The following is a 25,957-nucleotide window of genomic DNA, read 5'->3' as shown; positions in this document are numbered from 1 at the left end:
GGGCCCCTCGGACCATAGGAGCAAACACTAAATCAAGGGTAAATTTGGAGACTGCGCGTCAATTCGTGGGGCGCGACAACCATCCAAAGCGAATCAGAGCAGCTCCCCCGCAAGCGAGTTCGCCCCCGACGCCGTGATCCGGACTGGCCGGAGATCGCCGGCGGACAGCTCAGCTCCGCTGACATGCACCGCGTGCAGGTACTCGGATTTCCCAACCATCTGCCCCGGCAGCCGGCCGGGTTTCTCGAACAGGACGTTCACGGTGCGACCGACCATGGCGTCCTGAACCTCGCGCTGATGCCGCGTGATCAGGGCCTGCAGACGCTGCAGGCGATCATCCGCCTCCTGCGGATCGACCTGCGGGCGCTCGGCTGCGGGCGTGCCCGGCCGGGTCGAATATTTGAACGAATACGCATAGCCATAGCGAACCTGCTCGACCAGATCCAACGTGGCCTGAAAATCCTCTTCGGTTTCTTCCGGGAAGCCCACAATGAAATCGCCCGACATCAGGATATCGGGGCGCGCTTCCCGAATCCGCTCGATCAGACGCAGATAGCTTTCGGCGGTGTGGCTGCGGTTCATCCGCTTGAGGATCTTGTCCGACCCCGACTGCACCGGCAGGTGCAGATAGGGCATCAGCTTTTCGCAGGTGCCGTGCGCCTCGATCAGATCGTCGGTCATGTCGTTGGGGTGCGAAGTGGTGAACCGGATGCGTTCCAGCCCGTCGATCTTGTTCAACTCCCAGATCAGCCCGGCCAGGGTCATGTCGCCATCGGGACCGGCCCCGTGATAAGCGTTGACGTTCTGGCCCAGCAGCGTGATCTCGCGCACGCCGCGCTCTACCAGGTCCTGCGCCTCACGCAGGATGCGGTCGGCCGGACGGCTGACCTCGGCCCCTCGGGTATAGGGCACAACGCAGAAGGCGCAGAACTTGTCACAGCCTTCCTGCACGGTCAGGAAGGCCGTCGGGCCGCGCTTGGCCTTTGGACGGTTCTTGAGCTTCTCGAACTTGTCCTCTTCGGGGAAATCGGTATCCAGCGCCTTTTCGCCCGCACGCGCCTTGGCTTCCAGTTCGGGCAGGCGGTGATAGCTCTGCGGTCCGACAACCAGATCGACCAGCGGCTGCCGGCGCATGATCTCTTCGCCCTCGGCCTGCGCCACACAGCCCGCCACGCCGATCTTCAGATCGGGTTTTTCGGCCTTCAACCCCTTGAAGCGGCCCAGTTCGGAATACACCTTCTCGGCCGCCTTTTCGCGGATGTGGCAGGTGTTCAGCAGGATCATGTCCGCATCTTCGGGCGACTGCGTTTCCACATAGCCCTGCCCGCCCAGCGCCTCGGACATGCGTTCGCTGTCATAGACGTTCATCTGACAGCCATAGGTCTTGATATACAGCTTTTTCGGTTCGGACATGGGCTGGGCCTTCTACGTTCGCTGGACCGGCGTCGTCTATACGCATCGAACGCCGCTTGCAATGCCGGCGCAATTACCCGAATTTGACCGAGAATTCCAGCGAGGCAGGCAGCAAACAGGCGATGCAGCACGATTCTCTCGATGATTTCCTCAGATCCGGTCGGGCGGCCCTGTCCAAGGGGCCGGTGGCCCTGATCTTTGCCGAGGACGACGTGGAAATCGACGGCACGCTGCGCCATCACCTCGACCTCGGATTCAAATCGGTGATCGCTTTCATGCCGCCGGATTTCGCGATGGCGCCCGACCTTACCCAGCGCGTCCACCGGGTGTCCATGCGCTGCACCCCGCGCGAGGCGGTCTTTGACGCCATCAACCGCATCATCCGCGCGGCGCCGTCGATCTGGATGTATTACTGCTACAACTCGGAATACCTGGTCTTTCCCTTCTGCGAGACGCGATCGATTGGCGAAATGCTGACCTTTCACGCCGAAGAACGCAGAGATGCGATGCTGTGCCATGTCATCGACATCTATGCCGACGACCTGACCGCACATCCAAACGGGGTCGCCCCCGATCACGCCATGCTGGACAGCACCGGATACTACGCCCACAGCCGGCACGACCGGGATGGCACCCCGCTGGAACGTCAACTGGACATGTCGGGCGGGCTGCGCTGGCGGTTCGAGGACCGCATCCCCTACGAACGGCGACGCATCGACCGCATCGGCCTGTTCAAGACCCGCAAAGGGTTGACGCTTCTGCCAGACCACAGCTTCAACGAGCCCGAGTACAACACCTATGCCTGCCCCTGGCACCACAACCTGACCGCGGCCATCTGTTCGTTCCGCGCGGCCAAGGCGCTGTGCAGCACGGCCGGGCCGGGCGGCCCGATCACCAGCTTTCGCTGGCCCAACTCGGTTCCGTTCCAGTGGAATTCCAACCAACTGCTCGAACTGGGCCTGATCGAGCCGGGCCAGTGGTTCTGAAGCCGCGCCTTCAGCGCCTCAGCAGTATCGGAAACCAGTCCTCGCGCAGACGCTGACCCGGCCGCATGTCATGGCCCGGAAAAGGCGGCGAGGTCCGCCCCGGACGCTCGACATAGCGCGCGTCGTCACCCACCAGACGCACCGAAAACGCCCGCCGACGCCGGTCCGAGCGGTTGCCCCGGGCGCCGTGCAGGGTGCGGAAATGAAAGGCGACCGCGTCGCCCGGCTCCATCTCGAATTCGACGATCCGCATCCCTTCGGCCTCGGGGTCGGGCACCGGGATGTACTGGCCTTCGTTGGGAAAGAACCCCTCCTCCGAGACCCAGCGCGTCGGCAGAACCTCTTTTTCCCACAGATGCGAGCCGGCGACGCACCGCAGCGTGGCCTCGCGCACCGGATCCAGCGGCGACCAGAAACTGATCGTCTGCCGCCCCTCGACGAAATAGTAGGGCCCATCCTGATGCCACGGCGTGGCCATCGAGGTGCCCGGCTCTTTTACCAGCACATGGTCGTGGAACATCTGCACGGTTTCGGACTGCATCAGGTCGGCGGCGACCTCGGCCAGAGGCGAAGACTGGATGACCTCCTGAAACTGCGGAATGCGCGACCAGTTGCAGTAATCGTCGAAGAACCGGCCCGTCTCGCCCTTTTTCCTGTTTTCCGAGGCATAGGGGCCGGGCTGTTCAATGTTCAGGGCCACCCCGTCACGCAGGGATTGAACGTGGTCGGCGAACAGGCCTTTGACAAGAACCACGCCGTCCTTCTGAAAGGCATCGATCATCTGTGGAGTGACAAGGGGGTGTGGCATGATGAACTCCGACTGACGTGCCCGGAGATCTGTGCACGATCGACGACTAAGTTCAACCGGAAGTTCCGACGTGAAATGCCGCAGACACCAAGGGGGAAAAGGCCGCGCCTGTCAGGCCTTCTTGCGCAGGCGGATGACCACATCGACGGATGCGATCTCGACCCCGTCGGGCGCCTGGGGCAGACGCTGGATCACCAGCTGATCCGAAGGCGCATCACTCAGCCGGCCCTCGTCTTCCCAGAAGAAATGGGGGTGGTCATGGGTGTTGGTGTCGAAATAGCTTCTGGACCCGTCCACCGTGATCTCTTGCAGTACACCCGCATCGCAAAAGGCGCGCAGCGTGTTGTAGACGGTGGCCAGCGAAACGGCATCACCTCTCTTTTTGGCCGACTCGAACAGGCTTTCGGCGGTGACATGGCGGTGCCGCCCGTCTCCGACAAGCAGTTCGGCCAAGGCAACCCGTTGACGCGTCGGGCGCAGCCCGGCGTGCACCAACCAGTTCGTCGCAATGTCCCGTCTTTGATCCGTCATGAATTCGCAATCCGATTGTCTGATCCAATATATAAGTGCCGTCCGCCGGCAATTTCAATTGAAATTCATTCGCAATCCGATCGGCCCCATCCGCCCGATGTGTTCGGCTGCTCTTGCAGGACCTTGCAAACGGGTGCTAGACGAGGCCAGATTGAACCAACAGACCCCAGGCAGGAGACGCGGCAGAATGGCCCAATTCCCTAGCAGCTTTGACAAGGACGATCTGCTGAAATGCGCCCGCGGCGAATTGTTCGGCCCCGGCAACGCCCAGCTGCCCGCGCCGCCGATGCTGATGATGGACCGGATCACCGAGATCTCGGCCGACGGGGGCGCGCACGGCAAGGGCCATGTGGTTGCCGAGTTCGACATCACCCCGGACTTGTGGTTCTTTGAATGCCACTTCCCCGGCAATCCGATCATGCCCGGCTGCCTGGGCCTGGATGGCCTGTGGCAGCTGACCGGGTTCAACCTGGGCTGGCGGGGCTGGCAGGGTCGTGGCTATGCGCTGGGTGTGGGCGAAGTCAAGCTGACCGGCATGGTGCGCCCCGACCGCAAGATGCTGACCTATTACGTCGATTTCACCAAGGCCGTGCAAACCCGCCGTCTGACCATGGGAGTGGCAGATGGCCGGGTCGAGGCGGATGGCGAAGTCATCTATCAGGTCAAGGACATGAAGGTTGCATTGTCAGAAAGCTGACCTCAGCTGATCGGCAACAAGCACAGAACGGAATACAGGAGTACGCTTATGCGTCGCGTCGTCGTAACCGGATTGGGGGTCGTTTCCTCCATTGGGAACAATGCCGAAGAGGTTCTGGCCTCGCTCAAGGCAGGTAAATCCGGCATCGAGGCCAACGAACAGATGGTCGAACACGGCTTTCGCAGCCAGGTGGCCGGTTCACTCAAGATCGACGTGGCCGAGCACGTGGACAAACGCGCACTGCGGTTCATGGGCCCCGGCGCCGCCTATGCGCATATCGCGATGAGCCAGGCGATCGCCGATGCCGGCCTGACCGAAGATCAGGTCGTGAACCCGCGCACCGGCCTGGTGGCGGGTTCGGGCGGGCCGTCGACCAGCGCCATGCTGACGGCGCATCAGACCGTTCTGAAAACCGGCGCGACCAAGCGGATCGGCCCGTTTGCCGTTCCGAAGTGCATGTGCTCGACCATTTCGGCCAACCTGGCCACCGCCTTCAAGATCAAGGGCATCAACTATTCGATCACCTCGGCCTGCTCGACCTCGCTGCACTGCATCGGCAATGCGGCCGAGCAAATCATGATGGGCAAGCAGGACGTGATGTTCGCCGGCGGCGGCGAGGAACTGGACTGGACCCTATCGTGCCTGTTCGACGCGATGGGCGCGATGTCGTCCAAGTACAACGACGCGCCCGAGAAAGCCTCGCGCGCGTTCGATCAGGATCGTGACGGCTTTGTCATTTCCGGCGGCGGGGGCATCGTCGTGCTGGAAGATCTGGACCACGCGCTGGCGCGGGGCGCCAAGATTTATGCCGAGGTGACCGGCTTTGCCGCGACGTCCGACGGCCATGACATGGTCGCCCCGTCGGGCGAAGGTGGCGAGCGGGCCATGCGCCTGGCGCTGCAGACCCTCCCCGAGGGCCGGAAGGTCTCTTATATCAACGCGCACGGTACCTCGACCCCGGTCGGAGACGTGGGCGAAGTCGAGGCTGTGCGCCGCATTTTCGGCGAGGGCAGCGTGCCGCCGATTTCTTCGACCAAGTCGATGACCGGCCATGCGCAGGGCGCAGCGGGCGCGCTCGAGGCGATCTTCTGCCTGCTCATGCTCGAACATGATTTCATTGCACCGTCGATCAACGTCGACACATTGGCCGAAGGCATTCAGCCCGGCGAAATTGCCACGCAAGTGGTTGAAAACGCAGGCTTGGATAGTGTCATGACCAACAGCTTCGGCTTTGGCGGCACGAATGGCTCCATGGTTCTGTCCAAGTATAACGGGTGATCGAGATGTCAAACTGTCTGAAGGGAAAACGCGGTCTGATCATGGGCGTAGCCAATGACCGCTCGATCGCCTGGGGCATCGCCAAGGCCATGCACGAGGCCGGGGCCGAGCTGGCCTTCACCTATCAGGGCGAGGCCTTCGGCAAGCGGCTCGAGCCGCTGGCGCAAAGCTTGGGCAGCGACTTCATGGTCGATGCCGACGTGACCGACGACGCCTCGCTGGACCGGGCCTTTGGCGAATTGTCCGCGCGCTGGCCGACGATCGACTTTCTGGTCCACGCAATCGCATATTCAGACAAGACCGAACTGACCGGCCGGTTCTTGAACACGACGCGGGCCAACTTCAAGCACTCGCTGGATGTGTCGGCCTATTCCTTCATCGAAGTCGCGCGTCGCGCCTATCCGATGATGAAGGACAATGGCGGCACCCTGCTGACCCTGACCTATCAGGGGTCGAACCGCGTGGTTCCGAACTACAACGTGATGGGCGTGGCCAAGGCGGCGCTGGAATCGGCGACCCGCTATCTGGCCAACGACCTGGGGCCCGACGGCATCCGGGTCAACGCGATTTCGCCGGGCCCGATGAAGACGCTGGCAGGTGCGGCCATCGGCGGTGCGCGCAAGACATACAAGTTCTGCGACCAGAACGCGCCGCTGCGCGCGAACGCAACGCTCGAAGCGGTGGGCGGCACCGCCGTTTATCTGGCTTCGGATGCCGGCGCCTGCACCAGCGGTGAAATCATCCGGGTCGATGGCGGGTTCCACGTTCTGGGCATGCCTCAGCCCGATTTCATGTGACTCGATCTTTCCCTGTCGCCGCCAAGATTTGACCAATTTTCGGCGGCAGGTTGCGGCACATGAGCAAACTTGACCGAATAATCGCCAGCAGCCCGCGCGCGCAACAGGCCCGTCGAAAGGAAAGGTTCCTCAGCGAGCGTGCGCGCAAACTGCTGCTGACCCTCACGACACTGTTGATCTTGTGGGTGTTCTATACCCAACCGCAGCTGCGGTCCGCGGTTGGGTCGTTGTTGGATCTGGTGCCCGGGCTATAGGCCCGGACCGGTCAGTTGACCGAAACGACCTCGATATCAAAGGTCAGATCCTGCCCGGCCAGCGGATGGTTGGCATCCAGCGTAACAGTGGTGTCGGTGGCCTCGACCACGGTGACCGGCAAGGCTTGCCCGTCCGGGGTCTGCATCTGCAACTGGGTGCCGGGGTCCAGCGGAATGTCGGCCGGAATGCCTTCGCGCGGGATGTCCTGACGCATCGCAGGATTCACCGGGCCATAGGCGTCTTCGCACGCCACTTCGACCCGTTTCTTGTCGCCGACTTCCATCCCCGGCAGGGCCGAATCCAGCCCTGGAATGATCTGGCCGGATCCGACCGCGAATTCCAGCGGCTCGCGCCCTTCCGAGCTGTCGAAGACTTTGCCGTCCTGCAAAGTGCCGGTGTAGTGAATGCGAACGGTGTCGCCTTGTTTGATTGCGGTCATGGTGGCCTCCGGCCTTGAAGTAGAAAGAGCCGCCCAACCTAGAGCCTGCCGCGCCGTTGTAAACCCTTTTGCGCTTTTCCCACTGGGGCAGTTGTGCAAACCTGCGCGCAATCACGGCGGAGGATCACATGGCAATCACGACCTGCGTTTTCGACGCATATGGCACCCTGTTCGACGTGACCGCCGCGGCGCGGCAGGCGGCAGCCCAGCCCGGCTTTGAAGCGTTGCAGGCAAAATGGCCCGAGCTTGCCAATCACTGGCGCCTGAAGCAGTTGCAATACACATGGCTGCGCGCCGTGGCCGACGCACATGCCGATTTCTGGGACGTTACGCAGGACGGGCTTGACTGGGCGCTCGACGCGACCGGCCTTCAGGGCGACCCAAACCTGCGCCAGCGTCTGCTGGATCTGTATTGGGAGCTTCAGGCCTATCCCGAAGTACCCGCGATGCTGAAGGCCTTGAAATCCGGCGGTCTGCAGACCGCGATCCTGTCGAACGGCTCGCCACCGATGCTTGACGCCGCCGTCAGGTCGGCGGGCATCGGCGCGTTGCTGGACGATGTACTGTCGGTCGAAAGCGTCGGCGTGTTCAAACCCCATGCCAAGGTCTATGATCTTGTTCCCGCCCGGTTCGGTTGCGACCGGTCCGAAGTGCTGTTCGTCAGCTCGAACGGCTGGGACGCGGCCGGCGCCAGCGGATACGGCTTCGTCACGACCTGGGTGAACCGAGCGGGTGAGCCGATGGACCGGCTGCCTTGGACACCCGCCCATGTGCTGTCCGACCTGACGCGCATCCCCGAACTGGCGGGCCTGTGATGCCGCGTTTCACGACCACCGATGGACTGAACCTTTACTACGCGGACACCGGCAAGGGGCAGCCGCTTCTGTGCCTGGCCGGGCTGACCCGCAACAGTCTCGATTTCTCGTTCCTGGCACCGCATGTCGCCGATCTGCGCATGATCGCGCTGGATTATCGCGGCCGGGGGCAATCGGCCCACGACCCCGACTACCGCAACTATACCGTCGCGCACGAGGCGCAGGACGTAATCGCGTTGATGGACCATCTGGCCCTGGACCGGGCCAGCATCCTGGGTACCTCGCGCGGCGGGCTGATCGCCATGACGCTGGCAACCACCCATCCCGACCGTCTGGCCGCCGTGATTCTCAACGATGTCGGCCCGGTGATCGAGCCGCAGGGCATCGCCCGGATCATCGACTATGTGGGCCGCAAACCGGTGTCGAAAACGCTTGATCAGGCGGCTGCGATCTTGAAACAGATGATGGAGCCGCAATTCCCCGGCGTTCCGCTTGCGGTCTGGCGCAAACAGGCCGCGTTCCAGTACGAGGAAACGGCCGATGGTTTGGCCCTGCGCTATGACCCGGCCCTGCGCACCGCCTTGCTGGAACAGATCGAAGCCGGCGAAACCCCGGACCTGTGGCCCCTGTTCGATGCCTTGCGCGCCGTGCCAACAGGCGTGATCCGCGGCGCCAACTCGGACCTTCTGAGCCGCGACACGGTCGATGCCATGCGCGCGCGCCATCCCGGCCTGATCACGGGCGACGTGCCCGATCGCGGCCATGTCCCGTTTTTGGACGAGCCACAATCCCTCGACATCATCCGCAAGACATTGGAACTGGCATGAGCACCATTGACCTGATCGAAGCCGCCGCCGACCGTCTGGCTGACCATGTGCGCAAAACGCCGCTGCTGACCTCGCCCTTTCTGGACCAGATCGCGGGGCGCCGGGTGCTGGTGAAACCAGAATGCCTGCAGCACACTGGCAGCTTCAAGTTCCGCGGGGCCTGGTCGGCCATTTCCGCGCTGGACGACGCGGCCCGCAAACGCGGGGTTATTGCCTATTCCTCGGGTAATCATGCGCAAGGGGTAGCCCATGCCGCAACTCTGCATGGCACCAGGTCGGTCATCGTGATGCCCTCGGACGCGCCCCGGCTGAAGATCGAGAACACCCGCGCTCTGGGGGCCGAGGTCGTGCTGTATGACCGCGCCTCCGAAAGCCGCGAGGATATCGGCGAGGCGCTGGCGGCCGAGCGCGGCCTGACCCTGATCCGCCCCTATGACGAACCGCAGGTGATCGCCGGGCAAGGTACCGTCGGCCTGGAACTGGCGCAGCAAGCCCGCGATCTGGGCGTCGAGACCGCCGATGTGCTGGTGTGCTGCGGCGGCGGAGGGCTGACGGCCGGCGTCGCCCTGGCGCTGGACCGCCACGCGCCCGGCCTGCGCGCCCGCCCCTGCGAGCCCGAGGGGTTCGACGATGTGAGACGCTCGCTGGCCGCAGGCAGCATCCAGGCGAATGCGGCTACCTCCGGCAATATCTGCGACGCGATCCTGACTCCGCAACCCGGAGAGATCACCTTTCCCATCCTCAACCGCCTGTGCGGGCCCGGTCTGGCGGTCTCCGAGGCCGAGGCGCTGCAGGCGATGGCCCAGGCCTTTCTGCGCCTGAAGATCGTGCTGGAACCCGGCGGTGCGGTTTCGCTGGCGGCGGCGCTGTTCCGAAAGGACGAGATCGCGGGCGATGCGGTGATCGTCGTGGCCTCGGGCGGGAATGTCGATCCGCAGGTCTTTGCCGGGGCATTGGAATTCCTGACCTGACAAGCGGTCGGGCTAGGTGCCATAAGGTGCGGCAAACGCTGCAGAAACCCAATAAAAGAAAAAGGTCGCCCAGATGCACATCGCGGATTTCGGAGAAGTCAAGCTGCACTATCGTGAGGACGGAACCCCTGACGGGGCACCCGTCGTCTTTGCAAACTCGCTGGGGACCGATATGCGCCTGTGGGACCCGATCCTGCCGTTGCTGCCCGACGGTCTGCGCATCATCCGCTATGACAAGCGCGGGCATGGATTGTCTTCGCAGCCGCCCGGCCCCTATTCGATGGGCGCTTTGGTGCGCGATGCCGAGCGATTGCTGGATCACCTTCAGGTCCGCGACTGTGTCTTTGTCGGACTGTCCATCGGTGGTATGATTGCACAGGGTCTGGCCGTGAAACGACTGGACCAGATCAGGGCGATGGTGCTGTCGAACACGGCAGCCAAGATCGGCACTCCGGCGATATGGGCCGACCGGATCGCGGCTGCGCGCAAAGGCGGGATCGAAGCCCTGGCCGACGCGACGATGGAGCGATGGTTTTCCAAGGCGTTCCGGTCCTCGCCGGACGTCCACCTGTGGCGCAACATGATGGTGCGGCAGCCGTTGGAAGGGTACCTGGGCTGCAGCGCCGCGATATCGGGAACCGATTTCTTCACGCCGACCAGCGGATTGCGCCTGCCGACGCTGGGCATCGCCGGGTCCGAGGATGGATCAACACCCCCGGACCTTGTGCGCGAAACGGTCGATCTGATCCCCGGCTCGCGGTTCGAGTTGATCCGCAAGGCCGGACACCTGCCCTGCGTCGAACGGCCCGGCGACTACGCGGCGCTGCTGTCGGATTTTCTGGCCGAAACCGGGCACGTCTGAGAAGGAGGAACCGGTGGCGAAGTTTCTGTTGATCCACGGGTCGTGCCATGGCGCCTGGTGCTGGCGCGACCTGATCCCCGAACTCAGATCGCTGGGGCACAGCGCGCGCGCCATCGACCTGCCCAGCCACGGCGCGGACCCGACGCCGGTGTCGGCCGTCACCCTTGACGATTGCCGTGACGCGATACTTGCGGCGTCCACACCCGACACCATCCTGGTCGGGCATTCCTGGGGCGGCTATCCGATCAGTGCCGCGGCCGACCATGCGCCCGACCGGATGCGGGCGCTGATATACCTTTGTGCCTACGTGCCCCGGCCCGGCCTTTCGATGATCGACATGCGCCGGCAGTCTCCGCGACAACTCATTGCGGATGCCGTTGAAAAATCGGCCGACGGCCTGTCCTACACTGTCCTGCCGGAACGGGTGGAGGGCCTATTCTATCATGACTGCGCGCCTGAAACGGTGCGCTATGCCCTTGCGCGGTTGTGCCCCCAGGCCATCCGCCCCCAGGACACGCCTTTGGACCTGAGCGGCGGTTTTGCCCGCGTTCCCAAGGCCTATATCCGCGCCACAGACGATCGGACCATTCCCCCGGAATACCAAGAGGACATGAGCCAGATCGCACCACCGGATCTGCGCCTATCCATCGACAGTTCGCACTCACCCTTCTTTTCGCAACCCGGACATCTTGCACAGCAACTGAGCGGATTGGCCGCCCGGCTCTAGCGGTTGGGAAGTGACCGCACGTCACAAGCCGTTTGCCGCCGCAAACCACCCCGAGCGGGTTCATAGACCGGCATAGCCTCGCTAGGCTCGGCCCGAAAAATAACAGTTGGCACAGGCATGCGGCTTCCTTTTATTTTTGCGTTCGGAACCGTGATGATCGATGCAATGGGCATCGGTTTGATCATGCCGATCATGCCGCAGCTGATCGTCGAGGTGCAGGGCGGGTCTCTGGCCTCGGCCGCTATCTGGGGCGGCATTCTCAGCACCGCCTTCGCGGCCATGCAATTCCTGTTCGGGCCGGTTCTGGGAAATCTGTCCGATGCCTATGGGCGCCGGGTCGTTCTGCTGGTGTCGCTGCTGATGATGGCGCTGGACTATGTCGTGATGGCGATTGCGGGCAGCATTTGGCTGCTGCTGGCCGGGCGCCTTCTGGGCGGCATCACGGCGGCCACGCATTCCACCGCCGCGGCTTTTATCGCCGACGTGTCGAAACCCCATGACAAGGCAGCCAATTTCGGGCTTTTGGGCGCGGCATTCGGGGTCGGATTCGTGCTGGGGCCGTTGATGGGCGGGCTGCTGGGCGAATATGGCACACGCGCGCCGTTCTGGGCCGCCGCGGGGCTGTCGGTGCTGAATTTCTGCCTTGGGTTGCTGGTCATGCCGGAAACGGTGACCGACAGAAACCGCCGCCCGTTCCAGTGGCGGCGCGCCCGGCCCGACAGCGCCCTGCGCGCAATCGCCGGCCTGCCCGGTATCCGGCCGCTGCTGTGGGTCTATTTCCTGTATTCGGTGTCGATCTATGTCTACCCGGCCATCTGGTCCTATTTCACGGTCGAGCGGTTCGGATGGTCGACCCAGATGATCGGGCTGTCTCTGGCCGTTTACGGGCTGGGCATGGCTGCCGTTCAGGGCGGGCTGATCCGCCCGGCCACCCGGCATCTGGGCGAGCGCAGAACGATCCTGCTGGGCATGGTGTTCGAGATCGTCAGCTTTCTGCTGTTGGGCTTTCTGACCAATGGCACCATCGCCCTGATGCTGATCCCGATCACCGCCTTGGGCGCGATGGTCACCCCGGCGCTGCAGGCGCAGATGTCGCGCGCCACGCCGGATTCGCAGCAGGGCGAGCTGCAAGGTGTGCTGGCCGCCCTGCACGCCTTGTCCATGATCCTTTCCCCACTGGTCATGACGGCAGTGTTTGCGCAGTTCGCCCGGCCCGATGCCGCGATCTATCTGCCGGGGGCGCCTTTCCTGCTGGCGATGGGCCTGATGCTGGCGGGCTTCGCGTTGTTTTTACGGGTCCGGGCTTCCGATATGTAACAACGACATGGGAATGACGTTTTCCGTCTTGCAGCCCAAGGTTTCAAACGCCACCGTGACCCAAACCAAAAGAGGGATCCATGCAGACCATCAAAGCCGCCGTATGCCGCGCCTTCAACCAACCGCTTGTCATCGAAGACATCCAGATCGCGCCGCCCGGCATGGGCGAGGTCGAGGTCACGCTGGATGCGGTGGCGATCTGCCACTCCGACATCACCTATGCCAGCGGCGCGTGGGGCGGGTTTCTGCCCGCCGTCTACGGGCACGAGGCCGCAGGTGTGGTCTCGGCCGTCGGAGAAGCCAGCGGCGGATTCAAGGTTGGCGATTCGGTCGTGGTGACCCTGATCCGCGCTTGCGGGTCCTGCCCGTCCTGCACCAGCGGCAAGCCGGTGATCTGCGAAACGCCCTATGACACGGTCAACGGGCCGCTGCGCACGGCGAACGGTGGGGCGCTGGAACAGGCGATGGCCTGTGGTGCCTTTGCCGAAAAAGTCGTGGTCAGCCATCGCCAGATCGTAAAGATCCCCGACGCGATGCCCAAGGACGTGGCCAGCCTGCTGTCCTGCGGGGTGATCACCGGCGTGGGGGCGGCGGTCAACGCCGCGCAGTTGCGCCCGGGTCAGGATGTCGTGGTCATCGGCGCGGGCGGGGTGGGCCTGAATGCCATCCAGGGCGCGCGGCTGGCCGGGGCCCGGCGGATCGTGGCCGTCGACATGACCGAAGAAAAGCTCGAGATCGCCAAGGAGTTCGGCGCCACGCACGGGGTTCTGGCCACGCTGAAAGAACCGTGGAAAGCGGCGTACAAGGCCCTGGGCGGTCGGGGGGCCGATGCGGTTCTGATCACCGTTGGGGCCATCCCCGCCTATGATCAGGCGCCCCGCTATTTGGGTCGTGGTGGCAAGGCGGTGATGATCGGCATGCCGCATTCCGGCGCGCAATCCAGCTATGAGCCGGTCATTCTGGCAGCACTGGGTCAGGGCATGGTCGGGTCGAAGATGGGCGACGTGGTGATCCAACGAGACATTCCGTGGATGATCGATCTGTATGAACAGGGGCGGCTGAAGCTGGACGAGCTGATCTCGGGTCGCTGGACGCTGGAACAGATCAACGAGGCCATCGAGGACACCAAGACCGGGTCGGCCAAGCGCAACGTCATCGTATTTGACCGGGGCTGACGGCCCCGGACCACCGGCGGGAGGAGACCGGATGAAACTACAGGATCTCGACATCATCGTGACCGCTCCGCCCGCGCCGGGCTGGGGCGGGCGCTATTGGATTCTGGTGAAGGTCACCACCGACACCGGCATCACGGGCTGGGGAGAATGTTATGCCTCCTCGGTCGGCCCCGAGGCGATGAAACACGTCATCCGTGACGTGTTCGACCGCCACATGGCCGGCGAAAACCCCGAGAATATCGAGCTGATGTTCCGCCGCGCCTATTCCAGCGGCTTCACCCAGCGCCCCGACCTGACTGTGATGGGGGCATTCTCGGGGCTGGAAATCGCGTGTTGGGACATTCTGGGCAAGGACCGGGACCGCCCGGTATACGCTCTGATCGGCGGCCGGATGAACGATCGCATCCGCGCCTACACCTATCTGTACCCGCTGCCGCAGCACAATCTGACCGATTTCTGGACCTCGCCCGAACAGGCCGGGGAAAGCGCCGCCGAAATGGTCCGGCGCGGCTTCACCGCGGTCAAGTTCGACCCGGCCGGTCCGTACACGATGCGCGGCGGGCATATGCCGGCCATGTCCGACATCTCGATGTCGGTGGCCTTCTGCAAGGCGATCCGCCAGGCCGTGGGCGACAAGGCCGACCTGCTGTTCGGCACCCATGGCCAGTTCAACACCGCGGGCGCCATCCGCCTTGGGCAGGCAATCGAACCTTACTCGCCGCTGTGGTTCGAAGAGCCCACCCCCCCGGACATGATCGAGGACATGGCCCGCGTCGCGCGCAATGTCCGCATTCCCGTGGCCACAGGCGAGCGGATGACCACCAAGGCCGAATTTGGCGCGGTCCTGCGCTCCGGTGCGGCCGAGATCCTGCAACCCGCTTTGGGGCGGGCTGGTGGCATCTGGGAGATGAAGAAGGTCGCCGCCATGGCCGAGGTCTTCAACGCGCAGATGGCGCCGCATCTCTATGCCGGGCCGGTGGAATGGGCCGCAAACATCCATCTCGCGGCCTCGATCCCGAACCTGCTGCTGTTGGAGACCATCGAAACGCCGTTTCATGACCGGCTGATCAAGGGCTCGATCCGGGTCGAGAACGGCTTTGTCGAACCGCCTTCGGCCCCTGGTCTGGGTATTGAGGTCGATGAGGATCTGGCCCGCGCCCATCCCTATTCCGGCGACGGTCTGCACCTGCAGATGCAGGAAGACCCCTGCGATTATGTCAACGGCAATGCCTTCCAAGGCGGCGCCCCTGCCACCGAGGGGTGACAAGGCCGGGCGGCTTGGTGCATACAGGCCCGGCCCGATCTTCAGCTCTGCAAGGTGTATCTTGACCCGTCCAGACACTGACCGAACATTTCAGCCCGCCAAACCAACGTTGGACATGGCCGCAAGCGCGACCCAAGCCGCCGCGTTCCTCAAGACCCTCGCCCATGAAGGGCGGCTGATGATCCTGTGCCACCTGAGCGCCGGCGAAAAGTCGGTGAGAGAGCTGGAGAAACTGCTGAATCTGCGCCAGGCCGCAGTCAGCCAGATGTTGGCGCGGCTGCGGGCTGAAGGGCTGGTTTCGACCAGACGCGAGGGCAAGGCGGTCTTTTATTCGCTTGCGGACGGGAACACGGCGCAGGTCATCGATCTGCTGTATTCGCTGTACTGCAAGCCGCAAAGCTGACCCGGATCAGCGCGAGACATACCCCGCGATCACCTGCATCAACTTGAACGCCGTCGCCGCGTCGTTTTCGACTACGGCCAGGAACTCTTCTTCGCCGATGCGCAGACAGGTCAAATCGGTTTCGGCCACCATGCTCAGCGCGCGGGGCTCCTTGCGGATCAGCCCCAATTCGCCGACCAGGGTGCCCGGCCCGACGCGGGTCACCAATTGGTCGGGGCCGCTCTCTTGCGGCAGGTACAATCCCGCCTCGCCCTCGATGATCATATAGGCGCCGTCGGTGGGCTGATCGTCTTTCAGGAAAACGACCTCTCCGGCGCTGGCGCGATACCATTGCGCCCCGAAGGCCAGCAGGCGCAACTGCCGCCGGTCCAACCCCGAAAACAACGGCGTCTGTTCAAGTGCGCGCAGTTTGCGGACCAGATCCGCCGAGGCTGCGCCTTCGCCTTCGGATTCGGATGCGATTTGATCTGACACGACCCGACCTTGCCGGATTTCGACATACATGTCGAACACGCCCGGAGTCTGGAACTGATCGTTCAGATAGATGATCGTGGTGTCGGGCAGCAGCGCCCGCAGGTTCCGGAACACCGCGATCTGGGTTTCCATGCCATAGCTGGCAAGCGCGTTTTCCAGGATCAGAATGTCGGGCTTCTTGATCGTGGCGCGGGTGAAGGCCAGCGGCTCGGACAGGGCCGCCGGCAGGTTCTGCCCGCCCAGCGCGACCGGGATGTCGTAGATCAGTTCGATCACCATCGGGCGCGCGCCGTTCTCGGCCAGCACATCGGCGACCAGTTTGCGCACCTCGTCCGAGCGGGCGCCGCCGATCTGGCTGACCTTGCCGAACAGCGCGTTCTCCAACACCGTCAGGCCCGGGGCGAATTGGTTGGGATCCAGCGGCGCGAATACGTCGTTCAGCCGCTCCATCAGCTTGTGCGAATGGCTGTGGCGCAATTCCAGAATGCGGTTCTTCAACTCGTCGGAAAAGGCCGGCCCGATCTGCTCGGCCGAGATCACGAACGGCACCGCCAGCAAGCTGGCCAGTTGCTCGTCATCCAGCCCGGCAGCCCCGGTCTCGCGCGTCCGCTCGACCAGTTCGACCGCCGCCTCGTAGGTTGCGGCCTCGAGCCCCAGTTTCCGGAACAGCGGGTGGTCGGTTCCATCCAGCCCGAAGATCTGCCGCAACATTTCGATCACGTCGCGCGTCAACGCCACCAGCGTCTCGTCCAGCCCCAGCTCTCGCAACTGACCTAGAAAAACGGTCTGCCGCGCCAGCAACTGCTGGGTCACCGGAACGCGCGGAACCGCAAACAACAGATTTTCGGCCACAGGCAGCGCCGGATTGTAGGACGCACGGTCAAACAGCAGCGCCTGCTGTTCAAGACCGGCCGTCCGAATGGCATCCTGCACCACCGGCCGCAGTTCGATCAATCGGGCGGCCAGTTCGGGGTGCAGGTCCTGATCGAACACCTGCTCGGCCCCGCGCTGAAACAGGGTCGGTCCCGAACCCATCCCCTCGATCAGCTTCAGCCACCAGTCCCGCAGGTCCTGGGTGGTTTCAAACCCGGCCAGCGACGGTTCCAGCCATTCGGCGTCGAGCGGATCGGCGCTGTTGCCAGCGCGCAGCGTTTCCTGAAAGTCCGGATCGTCGGGCGGTGGGGTCAACGGGCGCTGCCGCAGCGGCATCATCACGTTGTCGCCGATGGTTCCCTGAAACATCACCGGGCGCGAGGTCGCATGCCCGATCCGGGCGGCGATCACCGCCTGATGCAGGCCCGACAGATCCTGCCCGGCGACCTCGACCTTGCCCGATCCGGGCAGGATCTCGCGCGTGAGCAGATCGGCTAGCGCGCGGCGGTCTTCCTCGCTGGGGGCGGCGATGCCGATGGTGCGGCCGGCACCGAAGGTCAGGTTCAGATCGTCCAGAATCTGGTTCCCGTCCAGATCGCGCACCGTCACCTGATCCAGCACGATGTCGCCCTTCAGGTGCGGAACGTCCTCGGGCGTGCCCTCGAACAGCCTTTCATCCAACATTCCTTGGGGGGCAAAGCGTTCGATCACCACCTCCCACCGCAGCGACATGTCCTGGGTCTGGTTGTAGTAGGTCAACAGTTCCTTCCAGGGCGAGCTGAGATCCTTGTACGCGGCCAGGGCGGCCACCAGCGCCCCCAATGACACCGACCCCTGCAGCACCAACAGACCGCCCACCAGGTAGAACATGAACGGCGTCAATTGGGTGATGAAGTTGTTGATGAACTTCATGAAGAATTTCTTCTGGTAGATCTCGAACCGGATGCCGAACAATCGGCCCAGCTGCGCCGAGATCAACGCCAGACGATAGCGCCATCCGCCGTTCTGGCGCAGGGTGGCTGCGCCGGCCGCGTTTTCGCCGATCTGGGCGGCCAGAACGCGGACCTCTTGAATGCGATGCTTGTTGAGCAGGTTGATCTGCCGTTGCAGCCGCGGAATCAGCCAGGCCTGCACCGGTATCAGCGCCACAGCGGCCAGGCCGAACCAGACGCTTTGCAGGAACAGGAAGGACAGGATGGTCAGCATCTGCCCGGCCTGCAGAACCGGCTGGCTGATCGCGTCGCCCATCAGGCCGCCCATCGGCTCGCTTTCGGCGGTGATCATCGAAACCAGCTCGCCTTGGCTGACCCGTTCGAAATAGGGCTGCGGGAACCGCACCGCCCGCCGGATCAGCTGATAGCGGAACCGACGCAGCATGCGTTCGCTCAGAACGCCCTTCATGGTGTTGATGCGCATTTTCATCAAGCCATGCGCCAGGACGGCGGCCAAAAACGCAAAACAAAGAATGATTAGGAATGTCGTTTGTTCCAGGGCAAAGCCCCAGACATCGACCACCTCGCTCGAGGCGCCGATCGCATCGTTGATGATGCGCTTGGGCAGTTCCAGCGTCAGATACAGCAGTGGGAAAAGGGTCGCCGTCACGGCCAACAGGATCAGCTGATCGCGTTTTGAGTACTTCCAGATAAACCCGAAAATCGAACGTTCTATGGCGCCTGCCCCTGCTGATGAACCAAATCTCAAAACTGGCAACGTTCGAATGAACAAAGCAGGCCGACGGTACAGCATTCGCAATCGGCGACGCAAACGGATTCAGGTGGCGGGAAACTAATTCGGCTTGTGTGAACTAGTTCATTTGCGAACGCGGGAATTTGCACCTAATCTGTGCTGGGGATGATATCGGGAGGGTTCATTTGCCTGCCACACTGGGCACAGTGCTGCTTTTGGTTGCGTTGCTTCAAGTCAAGCACATGTTTGCCGACTTCTATCTCCAGACCCCCAAGATGTTGTCGGGGCGCGGGGTGTATTTCCATGCTGGGCGCGCCCAGCATGCGCTGGTGCATGTCATCGGCTCGGTCATCGTATTCGTGATCTTCGGCGCCCCATTGTCCTTCATTCTGGTGATCGTGGCGCTGGAGTGGATCATCCACTTCAACATCGACTTCGCCAAGGCCAGCTATTCCGACAAAAAGCAGTTGCAACCGAACCAGGCGGCGTATTGGCGCGCGGCGGGGCTGGATCAGTTTTTACACAACCTGACCTATGTCGGTATGGCCTGGGCATGGGTCGAGTTCGTGCCCAGATGATCACAGCTCGACCGGCCGGTTGCGCTTGACCGGGCGCAGGACGACATTCGTCTGCGCGCTGGCAACTGCCGGCAATCGAAACAAGAAATTCTCGAGAAACTCATTGTAGGCAGCCAGATCCCGGCACAGGACCCGCAGGTGGTAATCGGCCTGGCCGGTGGTGGAATAGCACTCCTGCACTTCTTTGCATGTCTCGATCGCGCGGATGAATTCCACGATCCGGTCCGGGTCGTGGCGGGTCAGATGCACATGCACGATCGCCTCGAACGCCAACCCCATCGCGGCCGGGTTCACGACCGCGCCATAGCGTTCGATGACACCGGCCTCTTCCAGCGCGCGCACGCGCCGCCAAAGGGCCGAGGCCGACATACCCACCGCATCCGCCAGATCGGCATTCGACATGCGACTGTTCTTCTGCAAAAGCGCCAGGATGCGGCGATCTCTGTCGTCCAGCTCCAACATGCGCCCAGATTATTTCAAAAATCGCATATTTGTGAACAAATTTTTCGTATAATACCTATTTTCTCGGAGAAATTGGAACGATTTTTCACACAGATCGGTCCAGAATTCTCGGGTTCAAAACTACGCGCGGACCCCAGCCATGAGCCACCACGACAGCGCACTTCGGACCTATCAACTTGCAGACCGCTATGAACAGACCACCGGCCGGGTATTCCTGACCGGCACGCAGGCGCTGGCACGCATCCTGATGGATCAGGCACGGCGCGACCGCGATGCCGGGCTGAACACGGGCGGGTTCGTCTCGGGCTATCGCGGCTCGCCCTTGGGCGGGCTGGATCTGGAACTGTGGCGCGCGCGCGAACGGCTGAAATCCGACAACATCACCTTCATGCCCGCCGTGAACGAAGATCTGGGCGCAACCGCCGTTCTGGGCGCGCAGCAGGCGACCCTGGACCCGCAGTGCGAATTCGAAGGCATCTTCTCGATGTGGTACGGCAAGGGGCCGGGCGTCGACCGCTCAGGCGACGCATTGAAACACGGCAACGCCTATGGCTCGGCCCCCAAGGGCGGCGTGCTGGTCGTGGCCGGCGACGACCATGGCTGCGTCAGCTCATCCATGCCACACCAGTCCGACGTGGCCTTCATGGCATGGTTCATGCCCACGCTGAACCCGGCCTCGGTCGAGGAGTATCTGGTATTCGGCGAATACGGCTTTGCTCTGTCGCGGTACTCCGGCACTTGGGTCGGGTTTAAGGCGATTTCGGAAACCGTCGAAAGCGCCCGTTCGGTCGAGCTGCGCCCCGACCGACAGTTCATCCTGCCCGAGATCGACCTGCCCCCCGGCGGGTTGCATGTGCGCGCCGCCGACCTGCCCTCCCCCGAGATCGAGACCCGCATCCAGCACAAGCTGCGCGCCGTGCGCGCCTTTGCCGAGGCCAACCCGATCGACCGGCGCGTCTATGACATCGACAACGCCAAGTTCGGCTTTGTCACCACTGGCAAGGCGCATTTGGACCTGATGGAGGCCTTGCGCCTGCTGGGACTGGACGAGGCCGCCTGCCGCCGTCTGGGCATCGACATCTACAAGGTCGGCATGGTCTGGCCGCTGGCGCGGCGCAACGCGCTGCGCTTCGTGAAGGGCAAGGCCGAGGTGCTGGTCGTCGAAGAAAAGCGCGGCATCATCGAAAGCCAGTTCAAGGAATACTTCTACGATTGGCCAGGCGACAAGCCGCACAAGATGGTGGGCAAATACGACAGCCATGGCGAGCCGCTGATCCCGTGGACGGGCGAGTTGAACCCGCTGATGCTGGTCCCGATCGTGGCGGCCCGGCTGGACAAGTTCTTCCCCGAAGAAGGCCTGCCCGCCAAAGCCAAGGCGCTGACCGAACGGCCGCCGCAACTGATCAACGTGCCCGGAGCGACCCGCACGCCCTATTTCTGCTCGGGCTGTCCGCACAACACCTCGACCAAGGTGCCCGAGGGCTCGATGGCGGCCAGCGGCATCGGCTGCCACGTCATGGCCTCGTGGATGGATCGCCACACCGTCGGCTATGCCCAGATGGGCGGCGAAGGTGTGCCGCATGTGGTGGCGTCCAAGTTCAACGGCGGTAAGCACATCTTCCAAAACCTCGGTGAGGGCACCTGGTATCACTCGGGCTCGCTGGCGATCCGGCAGGCGGTCGCGGCCGGGACCAACATCACCTACAAGATCCTCTACAACGACGCCGTGGCCATGACCGGTGGCCAGCCGGTGGACGGGCCGGTCAGCGTGGCCGGCATCGCCCAGACCTGCCGCGCCGAGGGCGTCGAGCGGATCGCTATCGTTTCGGACGACATCTCTAAATTCCACCACGCCGATTTCCCGGCGCAAACAACCTTCCACGACCGCGCCGAACTGGACACCTTGCAACGCGAGCTGCGCGAGACGCCGGGCGTGACCGTCCTGATCTACGAACAGACCTGCGCCACCGAAAAGCGCCGCCGCCGCAAGCGCGGCACGATGGAGGACCCCAAGCGGTTCGTCTGGATCAACGACCTAGTCTGCGAAGGCTGTGGCGACTGCTCGGTCGAATCCAACTGCCTGAGCGTCGAGCCGCGCGAAACCCCGCTCGGCCGCAAGCGCAAGATCAATTTGAGCTCGTGCAACAAGGACTTCTCGTGTCTCAACGGATTCTGCCCCAGCTTCGTGACCATCGAAGGCGGCGAACGCCGCAAACGCATGGCAAAGCTGGATCTGGCAAAACTCGAGGACGGGCTCCCCGACCCTACCCTGCCCCGCCTGGACAAACCGTTCGAGCTGCTGGTCACCGGCGTGGGCGGCACAGGCGTGGTGACGGTTGGTGCGCTGATCACGATGGCGGCCCATCTCGAGGGGAAAGGAGCCTCGGTCCTGGATTTCACAGGCTTTGCTCAGAAATTCGGAACCGTTCTCAGCTATATCCGTTTGGGAGACACTCCAAATGCGCTGAACCAGGTCCGCATTGATCAGGGCGCGGCCGATGCGGTGATTGGTTGCGACGTCGTCGTCAGTTCGGCCCCCAAAGCCTCGGCGCACTACCGCAAGGGTACGCGCGTGGTCCTGAACCGGGCGGAAATGCCGACCGGCGATATCGTTCTGCGCCGCGACGCTCAGTTGCAGGTAAAAGCCCGTGAACAGGCAATTCAGAACGTGGTTGGGGCGAAAAACCTGTTCGGTTTCGACGCCAATGCGGTGGCGGAAAACCTGCTGGGTGATGCCGTGTTTGCCAATGTGATCATGCTGGGTTTTGCGTGGCAGCACGGTCTTGTGCCGGTATCGCATGTCGCGCTGGGTCAGGCGATCCTGCTGAACGGTGTCGCTGTCGAGAAGAACCGTCTGGCTTTTGCAATCGGGCGCAACATGGCGGTTCGTTCGGACGTTCTGGCGCTGCCTTCCGACGACGTTGGTTCGGACGAAACACTGGATCAGATAATTGCGCGCCGCACTGCCTACCTGACCGAGTATCAAAACGCAAAATACGCGCAGGCCTATGCCGATCGTATCGCCGCCCTCCGCTCGGCGCTGCCGCAGGCTGACGAGACCCTGTTGCGTAGCGTCGCCCGCAACCTGTTCCGCTTCATGGCCTACAAGGATGAGTTCGAAGTCGCGCGGCTGATGACTTCGGACCATTTCGCCCAGGACCTGGCCAACCAGTTCGAGGGCGATTTTGCGGTCCGCTTTCACATGGCTCCGCCCCTGCTGAGCCGCAAAACGGACGCACGGGGCCGACCGCTAAAAAAGGCGTTCGGACCTTGGATGCAGCCGGTTCTGCGGGGCCTGTCAAAGATGCGGGCGCTGCGCGGAACAGCTCTCAATCCGTTTGGCTATCACGCCGAAGCGCGCCTCCACCGCGATCTGCTGAATTGGTATCAGGGGCTGTTGGACCGCGTTGTGGCCGAGTACGGCGATCGGGATGCCGAAACGTGGCAAAGCATCCTGGCGTGCGCTGACGAGATCCGCGGTTATGGCCCGGTTCGGATACAAGCGGCCGAGACTGCCAGACGAAAGGTCGAAGACTTGTTGCGCGCGCCGCGCGCTCAGGCCGCCTGATCCAGCACCGAGGCCTTGTAAGCTGCGAGCCAAGCCGCATCCAGCCGGTCGACAACGGCTGGATCGAACCGGTCTTCGACCTCCCAATACCGGCCGGATGGCACCACGTAACCGACCTCACACTCGGCCTGCAGCAGAGCATCGACGTGTTCGGTGCTCGGCAGGGCCTCGGGGATCACTTCTGTATGCGAAACGGATGGATAGACCAGCCGGCTGGGTCCGGAGGACAACCGCACCACATTGCAATCCTGACGCGCCGCCAGCAGCGCCAGCCGTGCCGATTTCGCCTCGAGCGAGCGCAAGGTGACGTCGGCGCGCAAGGGATCGGCCGTTCCCTGGCCGTAGAAATGGGTATTGCCCGAGCGCGGATAGACCATGTCGCAGCCAAAGTAGGCCAGTACCGATGGTTTGAGATCGCCCAGCGCCCAGTACCCGGCGGTAAAGGCCATGGTTCCACCGGCATAGACGAAGCCGCCGTAAGCGTTCTGGATCGGGACATAATCCTGCGCCGTCACGATGCGCTGCGTCGCTGTCAGACAGTCGGGGCGGTTCTCGGCCGGAAAATCCTCGGGATGGATCAGGAAATCCCAGTCTTCGCGGATGCGCCAGGCGTTGTTGATGGCCACGATATGAGTGAACGCCCCGCGCGCCCAATCCCGCGCCGCCAGCGCTGCGGGCGCACTTCCCAAGATAAGAACTCTGGTGTCATTCTCCGCCATCGAACACGCCCTCTCTCAGTGTTTCCCGAGAGCTAGCGCATTTGTCCGGCATGGCTAGCCAAGGACCGAAAAGCTGCTTTCCTCGTTGATGGGCCGCTTGCGGGAATAGAAACCCACGTCGATGGTACGTTTGATATAGGGCAGCTCGAATTGCAGGGGCTGGGCGTCGTGATCCGCACCGCCCTCACAATACTCCACCAGCGCGGCCATCATCTTGCCTGCGATCGGCGCGTTCTTGTACTGGTTCCCGCTGGTGCCGCAGGCCATGTAAAAGCCCGGCAGGCTGGATTTGTCATAGATCGGGATCCAGTCGGTCGAGGCGTCATAAAGATCCACGACCCCCCGCATCCGCGAGGGGATGCCCAAGCTCGGCACCCGCTGCGCATAGCGCATCGCCTGCGTCGTCCACTGGTTGGTGAAATCGCGGTTGTAATGAATGTCATCCTCGCACCACTGATGCGGGTCGCAGTCCGGGTCCTCGGATCCGATCAGGATGTGGTTGCCGTGTTCCGGCCTACAGTAGCAGGCGATATCGCTGTCCGAGACGATGGTTCCCTGACGCTCGAAATCGAACCCTTCGGGCGCCGGAACATGTACCACCTCCTGCCGCAGCGGGCGGGTTTCGATGGTCATGTCGTCCAGCACCCCGGCCATGCGGTTGATGATCGACGACCCCGGGCCGGCTACGTTGATCACCACGGGCGCGTGAATCTCTTCGCCCGAGGCCAGCCGGACGCCTTTGACTCTGCCACCTTCCTGCAAGATTTCCACGACCTCGACCCCGGTCCGTACCTGTGCGCCGTGTTGCTTGGCAGCATCCAGAAGGTTCTGCGCCGACAAGGCCGGGTCGGTTACATAACCCGCCTTAGGCCAAAATACCCCGCCGCCCATCCGCGCCCCGTTCGGCTGGCCGAATTCCGGGTCGTCCATCCGCTTGGCCGGGGCAAAACTTTCAAGAGAGTAGATCGGCAGGCGGTCGAGAATCTGTTCGGCTGACCATTCTTCGAAGGGGCAATCCAACTCGGCGCTGTATTTCTTGTGTTTTTCCAAGTGGCCGTTGGCCTCGGTCTTCATGACCAGGCACCCGGTCTCGCGGAACTGCGCCAGATCGGCCCCGTCGGGCAGGCCCAGATAGTCGGCCCAGTCGCGCCAGTAGTGATAGCCCTCCCACGCAAAGGCTGTGCCGTCGAAGGTGGAATAGTGCATCCGGATGATCGCGCAGGACCCGGCGGTCGAGCCATGCCCCACCTGCGCGTTGCGGTCCAGCGAGAGGGTCTTCCACCCGGCCTTGGCCATCTCGAACGCGATGGCCGCGCCGATCACGCCGGTTCCGATGATGATTGCGTCAGGCTGGCTCATGGCTTGATCCTCCCTCCCAGCAGCGCTTGGCATAGGCGCTGAATTCCTCGATTTCCTCGGGCCGCGGTTCGACCCCGGTAAAGACGTACAGGTAATGCGGCACCAACGACAGGCGCGTCGCCAATGGCTCGTTCAACTGCGCCAGATCATAGCCGATCTGCATGTAGTACAGCACCCGCGCGCGGGTCTCGGCCTCGACCGCCTCATAGCCATAGCGGGCAAACATGGCGCGCAGCGCGGCCAGGCGGCGCGCATCGGACTGGTCCAGCATCCGCCGCACCTTGCCCGACCGCCGAGCCCAGTCGCGCACGGCAAAGTCCAGCGCCGTGTCGAACAGGGCGGTGTTGACCACGCAGCGATGCACGTTGCAGACGGCGGCGGTGATGGTCTTTGCCGGGGCCTCGGCCTGCGCGATCAGGGCGGCGGTGTTGGTGGCCTGCCAGCGATCCAGCAGCGCATCCAGCAGGTGCTGCCGGGACTTGAAGTACCAGTAGAACGAGGACCGCGACACCGCCATGCGGTCAGCCAGGTTCAGCACCTTGACCTGCTCTACCCCGTCCGAGATCAAGACATCCATCGCCACGTTCAACCAGTCATCGCGCGTGACCTTGACGTTGCCGACAAGCGGCTCGGCCTTGGGGTCGTCACGATGCAGGATGGGTTTGCTGTTCAT

Annotated in this window: 25 protein-coding genes; 16 read left to right on the top strand and 9 right to left on the bottom strand. The window is 63.2% G+C overall.

Annotated elements, in window-relative coordinates; translation table 11 throughout:
• Positions 1-93 precede the first annotated feature (93 nt).
• Positions 94-1,413: a tRNA (N6-isopentenyl adenosine(37)-C2)-methylthiotransferase MiaB gene (gene miaB, locus AC2FMN_RS05835; RefSeq protein ID WP_496686894.1), complete on the bottom strand. Its 1,320-nt coding sequence runs from the start codon at positions 1,411-1,413 to the stop codon at positions 94-96.
• Positions 1,414-1,535: 122 nt separating this feature from the next.
• Between miaB and AC2FMN_RS05830 the strand changes: the two genes are divergently transcribed.
• A complete protein-coding gene (locus AC2FMN_RS05830; protein ID WP_496682574.1) occupies positions 1,536-2,399 on the top strand; it encodes a hypothetical protein in 864 nt (287 codons plus the stop codon).
• A 10-nt stretch (positions 2,400-2,409) separates the two neighbouring features.
• On the opposite strand, the gene AC2FMN_RS05825 is transcribed toward AC2FMN_RS05830, so the two are convergent.
• Both AC2FMN_RS05825 and irrA read right to left on the bottom strand, forming a co-directional pair.
• Positions 2,410-3,207, bottom strand: coding sequence for a phytanoyl-CoA dioxygenase family protein (locus tag AC2FMN_RS05825; RefSeq protein WP_496686893.1), 798 nt, complete (start codon positions 3,205-3,207; stop codon positions 2,410-2,412).
• A 111-nt stretch (positions 3,208-3,318) separates the two neighbouring features.
• Positions 3,319-3,738, bottom strand: coding sequence for an iron response transcriptional regulator IrrA (gene irrA / locus AC2FMN_RS05820; RefSeq protein WP_496686892.1), 420 nt, complete (start codon positions 3,736-3,738; stop codon positions 3,319-3,321).
• 187 nt (positions 3,739-3,925) lie between these two features.
• Between irrA and fabA the strand changes: the two genes are divergently transcribed.
• Genes fabA through AC2FMN_RS05800 form a run of 4 tightly spaced genes read left to right on the top strand, consistent with a single transcriptional unit; the run spans position 3,926 to position 6,764 of the window.
• Positions 3,926-4,435, top strand: coding sequence for a bifunctional 3-hydroxydecanoyl-ACP dehydratase/trans-2-decenoyl-ACP isomerase (fabA, locus tag AC2FMN_RS05815; protein ID WP_149775635.1), 510 nt, complete (start codon positions 3,926-3,928; stop codon positions 4,433-4,435).
• Positions 4,436-4,483: 48 nt separating this feature from the next.
• Complete coding sequence (fabB, locus tag AC2FMN_RS05810) at positions 4,484-5,713, top strand: beta-ketoacyl-ACP synthase I (protein ID WP_496686890.1); 1,230 nt, start codon at positions 4,484-4,486, stop codon at positions 5,711-5,713.
• A 5-nt stretch (positions 5,714-5,718) separates the two neighbouring features.
• Positions 5,719-6,510 (top strand): enoyl-ACP reductase FabI, encoded by a 792-nt coding sequence (locus AC2FMN_RS05805; RefSeq protein WP_496686889.1) that lies wholly within the window; start codon positions 5,719-5,721, stop codon positions 6,508-6,510.
• Between the two features lie 59 nt (positions 6,511-6,569).
• Positions 6,570-6,764: a hypothetical protein gene (locus tag AC2FMN_RS05800; protein ID WP_496686888.1), complete on the top strand. Its 195-nt coding sequence runs from the start codon at positions 6,570-6,572 to the stop codon at positions 6,762-6,764.
• 11 nt (positions 6,765-6,775) lie between these two features.
• Here the strand turns inward: AC2FMN_RS05800 and AC2FMN_RS05795 are convergent, their stop codons facing one another.
• Entirely contained in the window at positions 6,776-7,204 is a 429-nt protein-coding gene (locus AC2FMN_RS05795) for an FKBP-type peptidyl-prolyl cis-trans isomerase (RefSeq protein WP_149775631.1), read from the bottom strand.
• A gap of 128 nt (positions 7,205-7,332) precedes the next feature.
• On the opposite strand from AC2FMN_RS05795, the gene AC2FMN_RS05790 reads away from it, so the two are divergent.
• The 9 genes from AC2FMN_RS05790 (at position 7,333) to AC2FMN_RS05750 (ending at position 15,565) form a co-directional block, all read left to right on the top strand.
• Entirely contained in the window at positions 7,333-8,019 is a 687-nt protein-coding gene (locus AC2FMN_RS05790) for a haloacid dehalogenase type II (RefSeq protein WP_496686887.1), read from the top strand.
• Positions 8,019-8,846 carry an alpha/beta fold hydrolase gene (locus AC2FMN_RS05785; RefSeq protein WP_496686886.1) on the top strand — a complete coding sequence of 276 codons (828 nt, stop codon included), beginning with the start codon at positions 8,019-8,021 and terminating at the stop codon, positions 8,844-8,846. The genes AC2FMN_RS05790 and AC2FMN_RS05785 overlap by 1 nt, the downstream gene beginning before the upstream one ends.
• Positions 8,843-9,817 carry a threonine ammonia-lyase gene (locus tag AC2FMN_RS05780; protein ID WP_496686885.1) on the top strand — a complete coding sequence of 325 codons (975 nt, stop codon included), beginning with the start codon at positions 8,843-8,845 and terminating at the stop codon, positions 9,815-9,817. Before AC2FMN_RS05785 ends, AC2FMN_RS05780 begins: the two co-directional genes overlap by 4 nt.
• A 73-nt stretch (positions 9,818-9,890) precedes the next feature.
• Positions 9,891-10,679 (top strand): 3-oxoadipate enol-lactonase, encoded by a 789-nt coding sequence (pcaD, locus tag AC2FMN_RS05775; RefSeq protein WP_496682535.1) that lies wholly within the window; start codon positions 9,891-9,893, stop codon positions 10,677-10,679.
• 13 nt (positions 10,680-10,692) lie between these two features.
• A complete protein-coding gene (locus AC2FMN_RS05770; RefSeq protein WP_496682533.1) occupies positions 10,693-11,406 on the top strand; it encodes an alpha/beta fold hydrolase in 714 nt (237 codons plus the stop codon).
• A 117-nt stretch (positions 11,407-11,523) separates the two neighbouring features.
• Positions 11,524-12,723 (top strand): TCR/Tet family MFS transporter, encoded by a 1,200-nt coding sequence (locus AC2FMN_RS05765; protein ID WP_496686883.1) that lies wholly within the window; start codon positions 11,524-11,526, stop codon positions 12,721-12,723.
• An 80-nt stretch (positions 12,724-12,803) separates the two neighbouring features.
• Entirely contained in the window at positions 12,804-13,898 is a 1,095-nt protein-coding gene (locus AC2FMN_RS05760; protein WP_496686881.1) for a Zn-dependent alcohol dehydrogenase, read from the top strand.
• 31 nt (positions 13,899-13,929) lie between these two features.
• Positions 13,930-15,162: a mandelate racemase/muconate lactonizing enzyme family protein gene (locus AC2FMN_RS05755; RefSeq protein ID WP_496686879.1), complete on the top strand. Its 1,233-nt coding sequence runs from the start codon at positions 13,930-13,932 to the stop codon at positions 15,160-15,162.
• Between the two features lie 115 nt (positions 15,163-15,277).
• Entirely contained in the window at positions 15,278-15,565 is a 288-nt protein-coding gene (locus AC2FMN_RS05750) for an ArsR/SmtB family transcription factor (protein ID WP_496682527.1), read from the top strand.
• A 6-nt stretch (positions 15,566-15,571) separates the two neighbouring features.
• Here AC2FMN_RS05750 and AC2FMN_RS05745 read toward each other — a convergent pair whose 3' ends face one another.
• The gene (locus tag AC2FMN_RS05745; protein ID WP_496686877.1) at positions 15,572-18,658 is read right to left on the bottom strand and encodes a cyclic nucleotide-binding domain-containing protein; all 3,087 of its coding nucleotides are present in this window, start codon (positions 18,656-18,658) and stop codon (positions 15,572-15,574) included.
• A gap of 125 nt (positions 18,659-18,783) precedes the next feature.
• On the opposite strand from AC2FMN_RS05745, the gene AC2FMN_RS05740 reads away from it, so the two are divergent.
• Positions 18,784-19,176 (top strand): DUF3307 domain-containing protein, encoded by a 393-nt coding sequence (locus tag AC2FMN_RS05740; protein WP_496686876.1) that lies wholly within the window; start codon positions 18,784-18,786, stop codon positions 19,174-19,176.
• Here the strand turns inward: AC2FMN_RS05740 and AC2FMN_RS05735 are convergent, their stop codons facing one another.
• Positions 19,177-19,638 carry an Lrp/AsnC family transcriptional regulator gene (locus AC2FMN_RS05735; protein ID WP_496682521.1) on the bottom strand — a complete coding sequence of 154 codons (462 nt, stop codon included), beginning with the start codon at positions 19,636-19,638 and terminating at the stop codon, positions 19,177-19,179.
• A 139-nt stretch (positions 19,639-19,777) separates the two neighbouring features.
• Between AC2FMN_RS05735 and AC2FMN_RS05730 the strand changes: the two genes are divergently transcribed.
• Positions 19,778-23,206, top strand: coding sequence for an indolepyruvate ferredoxin oxidoreductase family protein (locus AC2FMN_RS05730; protein ID WP_496686875.1), 3,429 nt, complete (start codon positions 19,778-19,780; stop codon positions 23,204-23,206).
• On the opposite strand, the gene AC2FMN_RS05725 is transcribed toward AC2FMN_RS05730, so the two are convergent.
• Genes AC2FMN_RS05725 through AC2FMN_RS05715 form a run of 3 tightly spaced genes read right to left on the bottom strand, consistent with a single transcriptional unit; the run spans position 23,194 to position 25,957 of the window.
• Complete coding sequence (locus tag AC2FMN_RS05725) at positions 23,194-23,925, bottom strand: hypothetical protein (RefSeq protein ID WP_496686874.1); 732 nt, start codon at positions 23,923-23,925, stop codon at positions 23,194-23,196. The two genes, AC2FMN_RS05730 and AC2FMN_RS05725, sit on opposite strands and share 13 nt — an antisense overlap.
• 54 nt (positions 23,926-23,979) lie before the next feature.
• Positions 23,980-25,284 carry an NAD(P)/FAD-dependent oxidoreductase gene (locus AC2FMN_RS05720; RefSeq protein ID WP_496686873.1) on the bottom strand — a complete coding sequence of 435 codons (1,305 nt, stop codon included), beginning with the start codon at positions 25,282-25,284 and terminating at the stop codon, positions 23,980-23,982.
• Positions 25,271-25,957: a TetR/AcrR family transcriptional regulator gene (locus AC2FMN_RS05715; protein WP_496686872.1), complete on the bottom strand. Its 687-nt coding sequence runs from the start codon at positions 25,955-25,957 to the stop codon at positions 25,271-25,273. The genes AC2FMN_RS05720 and AC2FMN_RS05715 overlap by 14 nt, the downstream gene beginning before the upstream one ends.

This window comes from Ruegeria sp. BHSC037, from assembly GCF_059613045.1.
The sequence above is the reverse complement of the archived record's forward strand: the minus strand, read 5'-3'. Positions and strand labels throughout refer to the sequence as shown.

Excerpts from the sequence above, each read along its gene's own strand:
- miaB (WP_496686894.1), bottom strand. The coding sequence starts at position 1,413 with ATGTCCGAACCGAAAAAGCTGTATATCAAGACCTATGGCTGTCAGATG.
- AC2FMN_RS05830 (WP_496682574.1), top strand. The coding sequence starts at position 1,536 with ATGCAGCACGATTCTCTCGATGATTTCCTCAGATCCGGTCGGGCGGCC.
- AC2FMN_RS05825 (WP_496686893.1), bottom strand. The coding sequence starts at position 3,207 with ATGCCACACCCCCTTGTCACTCCACAGATGATCGATGCCTTTCAGAAG.
- irrA (WP_496686892.1), bottom strand. The coding sequence starts at position 3,738 with ATGACGGATCAAAGACGGGACATTGCGACGAACTGGTTGGTGCACGCC.
- fabA (WP_149775635.1), top strand. The coding sequence starts at position 3,926 with ATGGCCCAATTCCCTAGCAGCTTTGACAAGGACGATCTGCTGAAATGC.
- fabB (WP_496686890.1), top strand. The coding sequence starts at position 4,484 with ATGCGTCGCGTCGTCGTAACCGGATTGGGGGTCGTTTCCTCCATTGGG.
- AC2FMN_RS05805 (WP_496686889.1), top strand. The coding sequence starts at position 5,719 with ATGTCAAACTGTCTGAAGGGAAAACGCGGTCTGATCATGGGCGTAGCC.
- AC2FMN_RS05800 (WP_496686888.1), top strand. The coding sequence starts at position 6,570 with ATGAGCAAACTTGACCGAATAATCGCCAGCAGCCCGCGCGCGCAACAG.
- AC2FMN_RS05795 (WP_149775631.1), bottom strand. The coding sequence starts at position 7,204 with ATGACCGCAATCAAACAAGGCGACACCGTTCGCATTCACTACACCGGC.
- AC2FMN_RS05790 (WP_496686887.1), top strand. The coding sequence starts at position 7,333 with ATGGCAATCACGACCTGCGTTTTCGACGCATATGGCACCCTGTTCGAC.
- AC2FMN_RS05785 (WP_496686886.1), top strand. The coding sequence starts at position 8,019 with ATGCCGCGTTTCACGACCACCGATGGACTGAACCTTTACTACGCGGAC.
- AC2FMN_RS05780 (WP_496686885.1), top strand. The coding sequence starts at position 8,843 with ATGAGCACCATTGACCTGATCGAAGCCGCCGCCGACCGTCTGGCTGAC.
- pcaD (WP_496682535.1), top strand. The coding sequence starts at position 9,891 with ATGCACATCGCGGATTTCGGAGAAGTCAAGCTGCACTATCGTGAGGAC.
- AC2FMN_RS05765 (WP_496686883.1), top strand. The coding sequence starts at position 11,524 with ATGCGGCTTCCTTTTATTTTTGCGTTCGGAACCGTGATGATCGATGCA.
- AC2FMN_RS05760 (WP_496686881.1), top strand. The coding sequence starts at position 12,804 with ATGCAGACCATCAAAGCCGCCGTATGCCGCGCCTTCAACCAACCGCTT.
- AC2FMN_RS05755 (WP_496686879.1), top strand. The coding sequence starts at position 13,930 with ATGAAACTACAGGATCTCGACATCATCGTGACCGCTCCGCCCGCGCCG.
- AC2FMN_RS05750 (WP_496682527.1), top strand. The coding sequence starts at position 15,278 with ATGGCCGCAAGCGCGACCCAAGCCGCCGCGTTCCTCAAGACCCTCGCC.
- AC2FMN_RS05745 (WP_496686877.1), bottom strand. The coding sequence starts at position 18,658 with ATGCTGTACCGTCGGCCTGCTTTGTTCATTCGAACGTTGCCAGTTTTG.
- AC2FMN_RS05735 (WP_496682521.1), bottom strand. The coding sequence starts at position 19,638 with ATGTTGGAGCTGGACGACAGAGATCGCCGCATCCTGGCGCTTTTGCAG.
- AC2FMN_RS05730 (WP_496686875.1), top strand. The coding sequence starts at position 19,778 with ATGAGCCACCACGACAGCGCACTTCGGACCTATCAACTTGCAGACCGC.
- AC2FMN_RS05725 (WP_496686874.1), bottom strand. The coding sequence starts at position 23,925 with ATGGCGGAGAATGACACCAGAGTTCTTATCTTGGGAAGTGCGCCCGCA.
- AC2FMN_RS05720 (WP_496686873.1), bottom strand. The coding sequence starts at position 25,284 with ATGAGCCAGCCTGACGCAATCATCATCGGAACCGGCGTGATCGGCGCG.
- AC2FMN_RS05715 (WP_496686872.1), bottom strand. The coding sequence starts at position 25,957 with ATGAACAGCAAACCCATCCTGCATCGTGACGACCCCAAGGCCGAGCCG.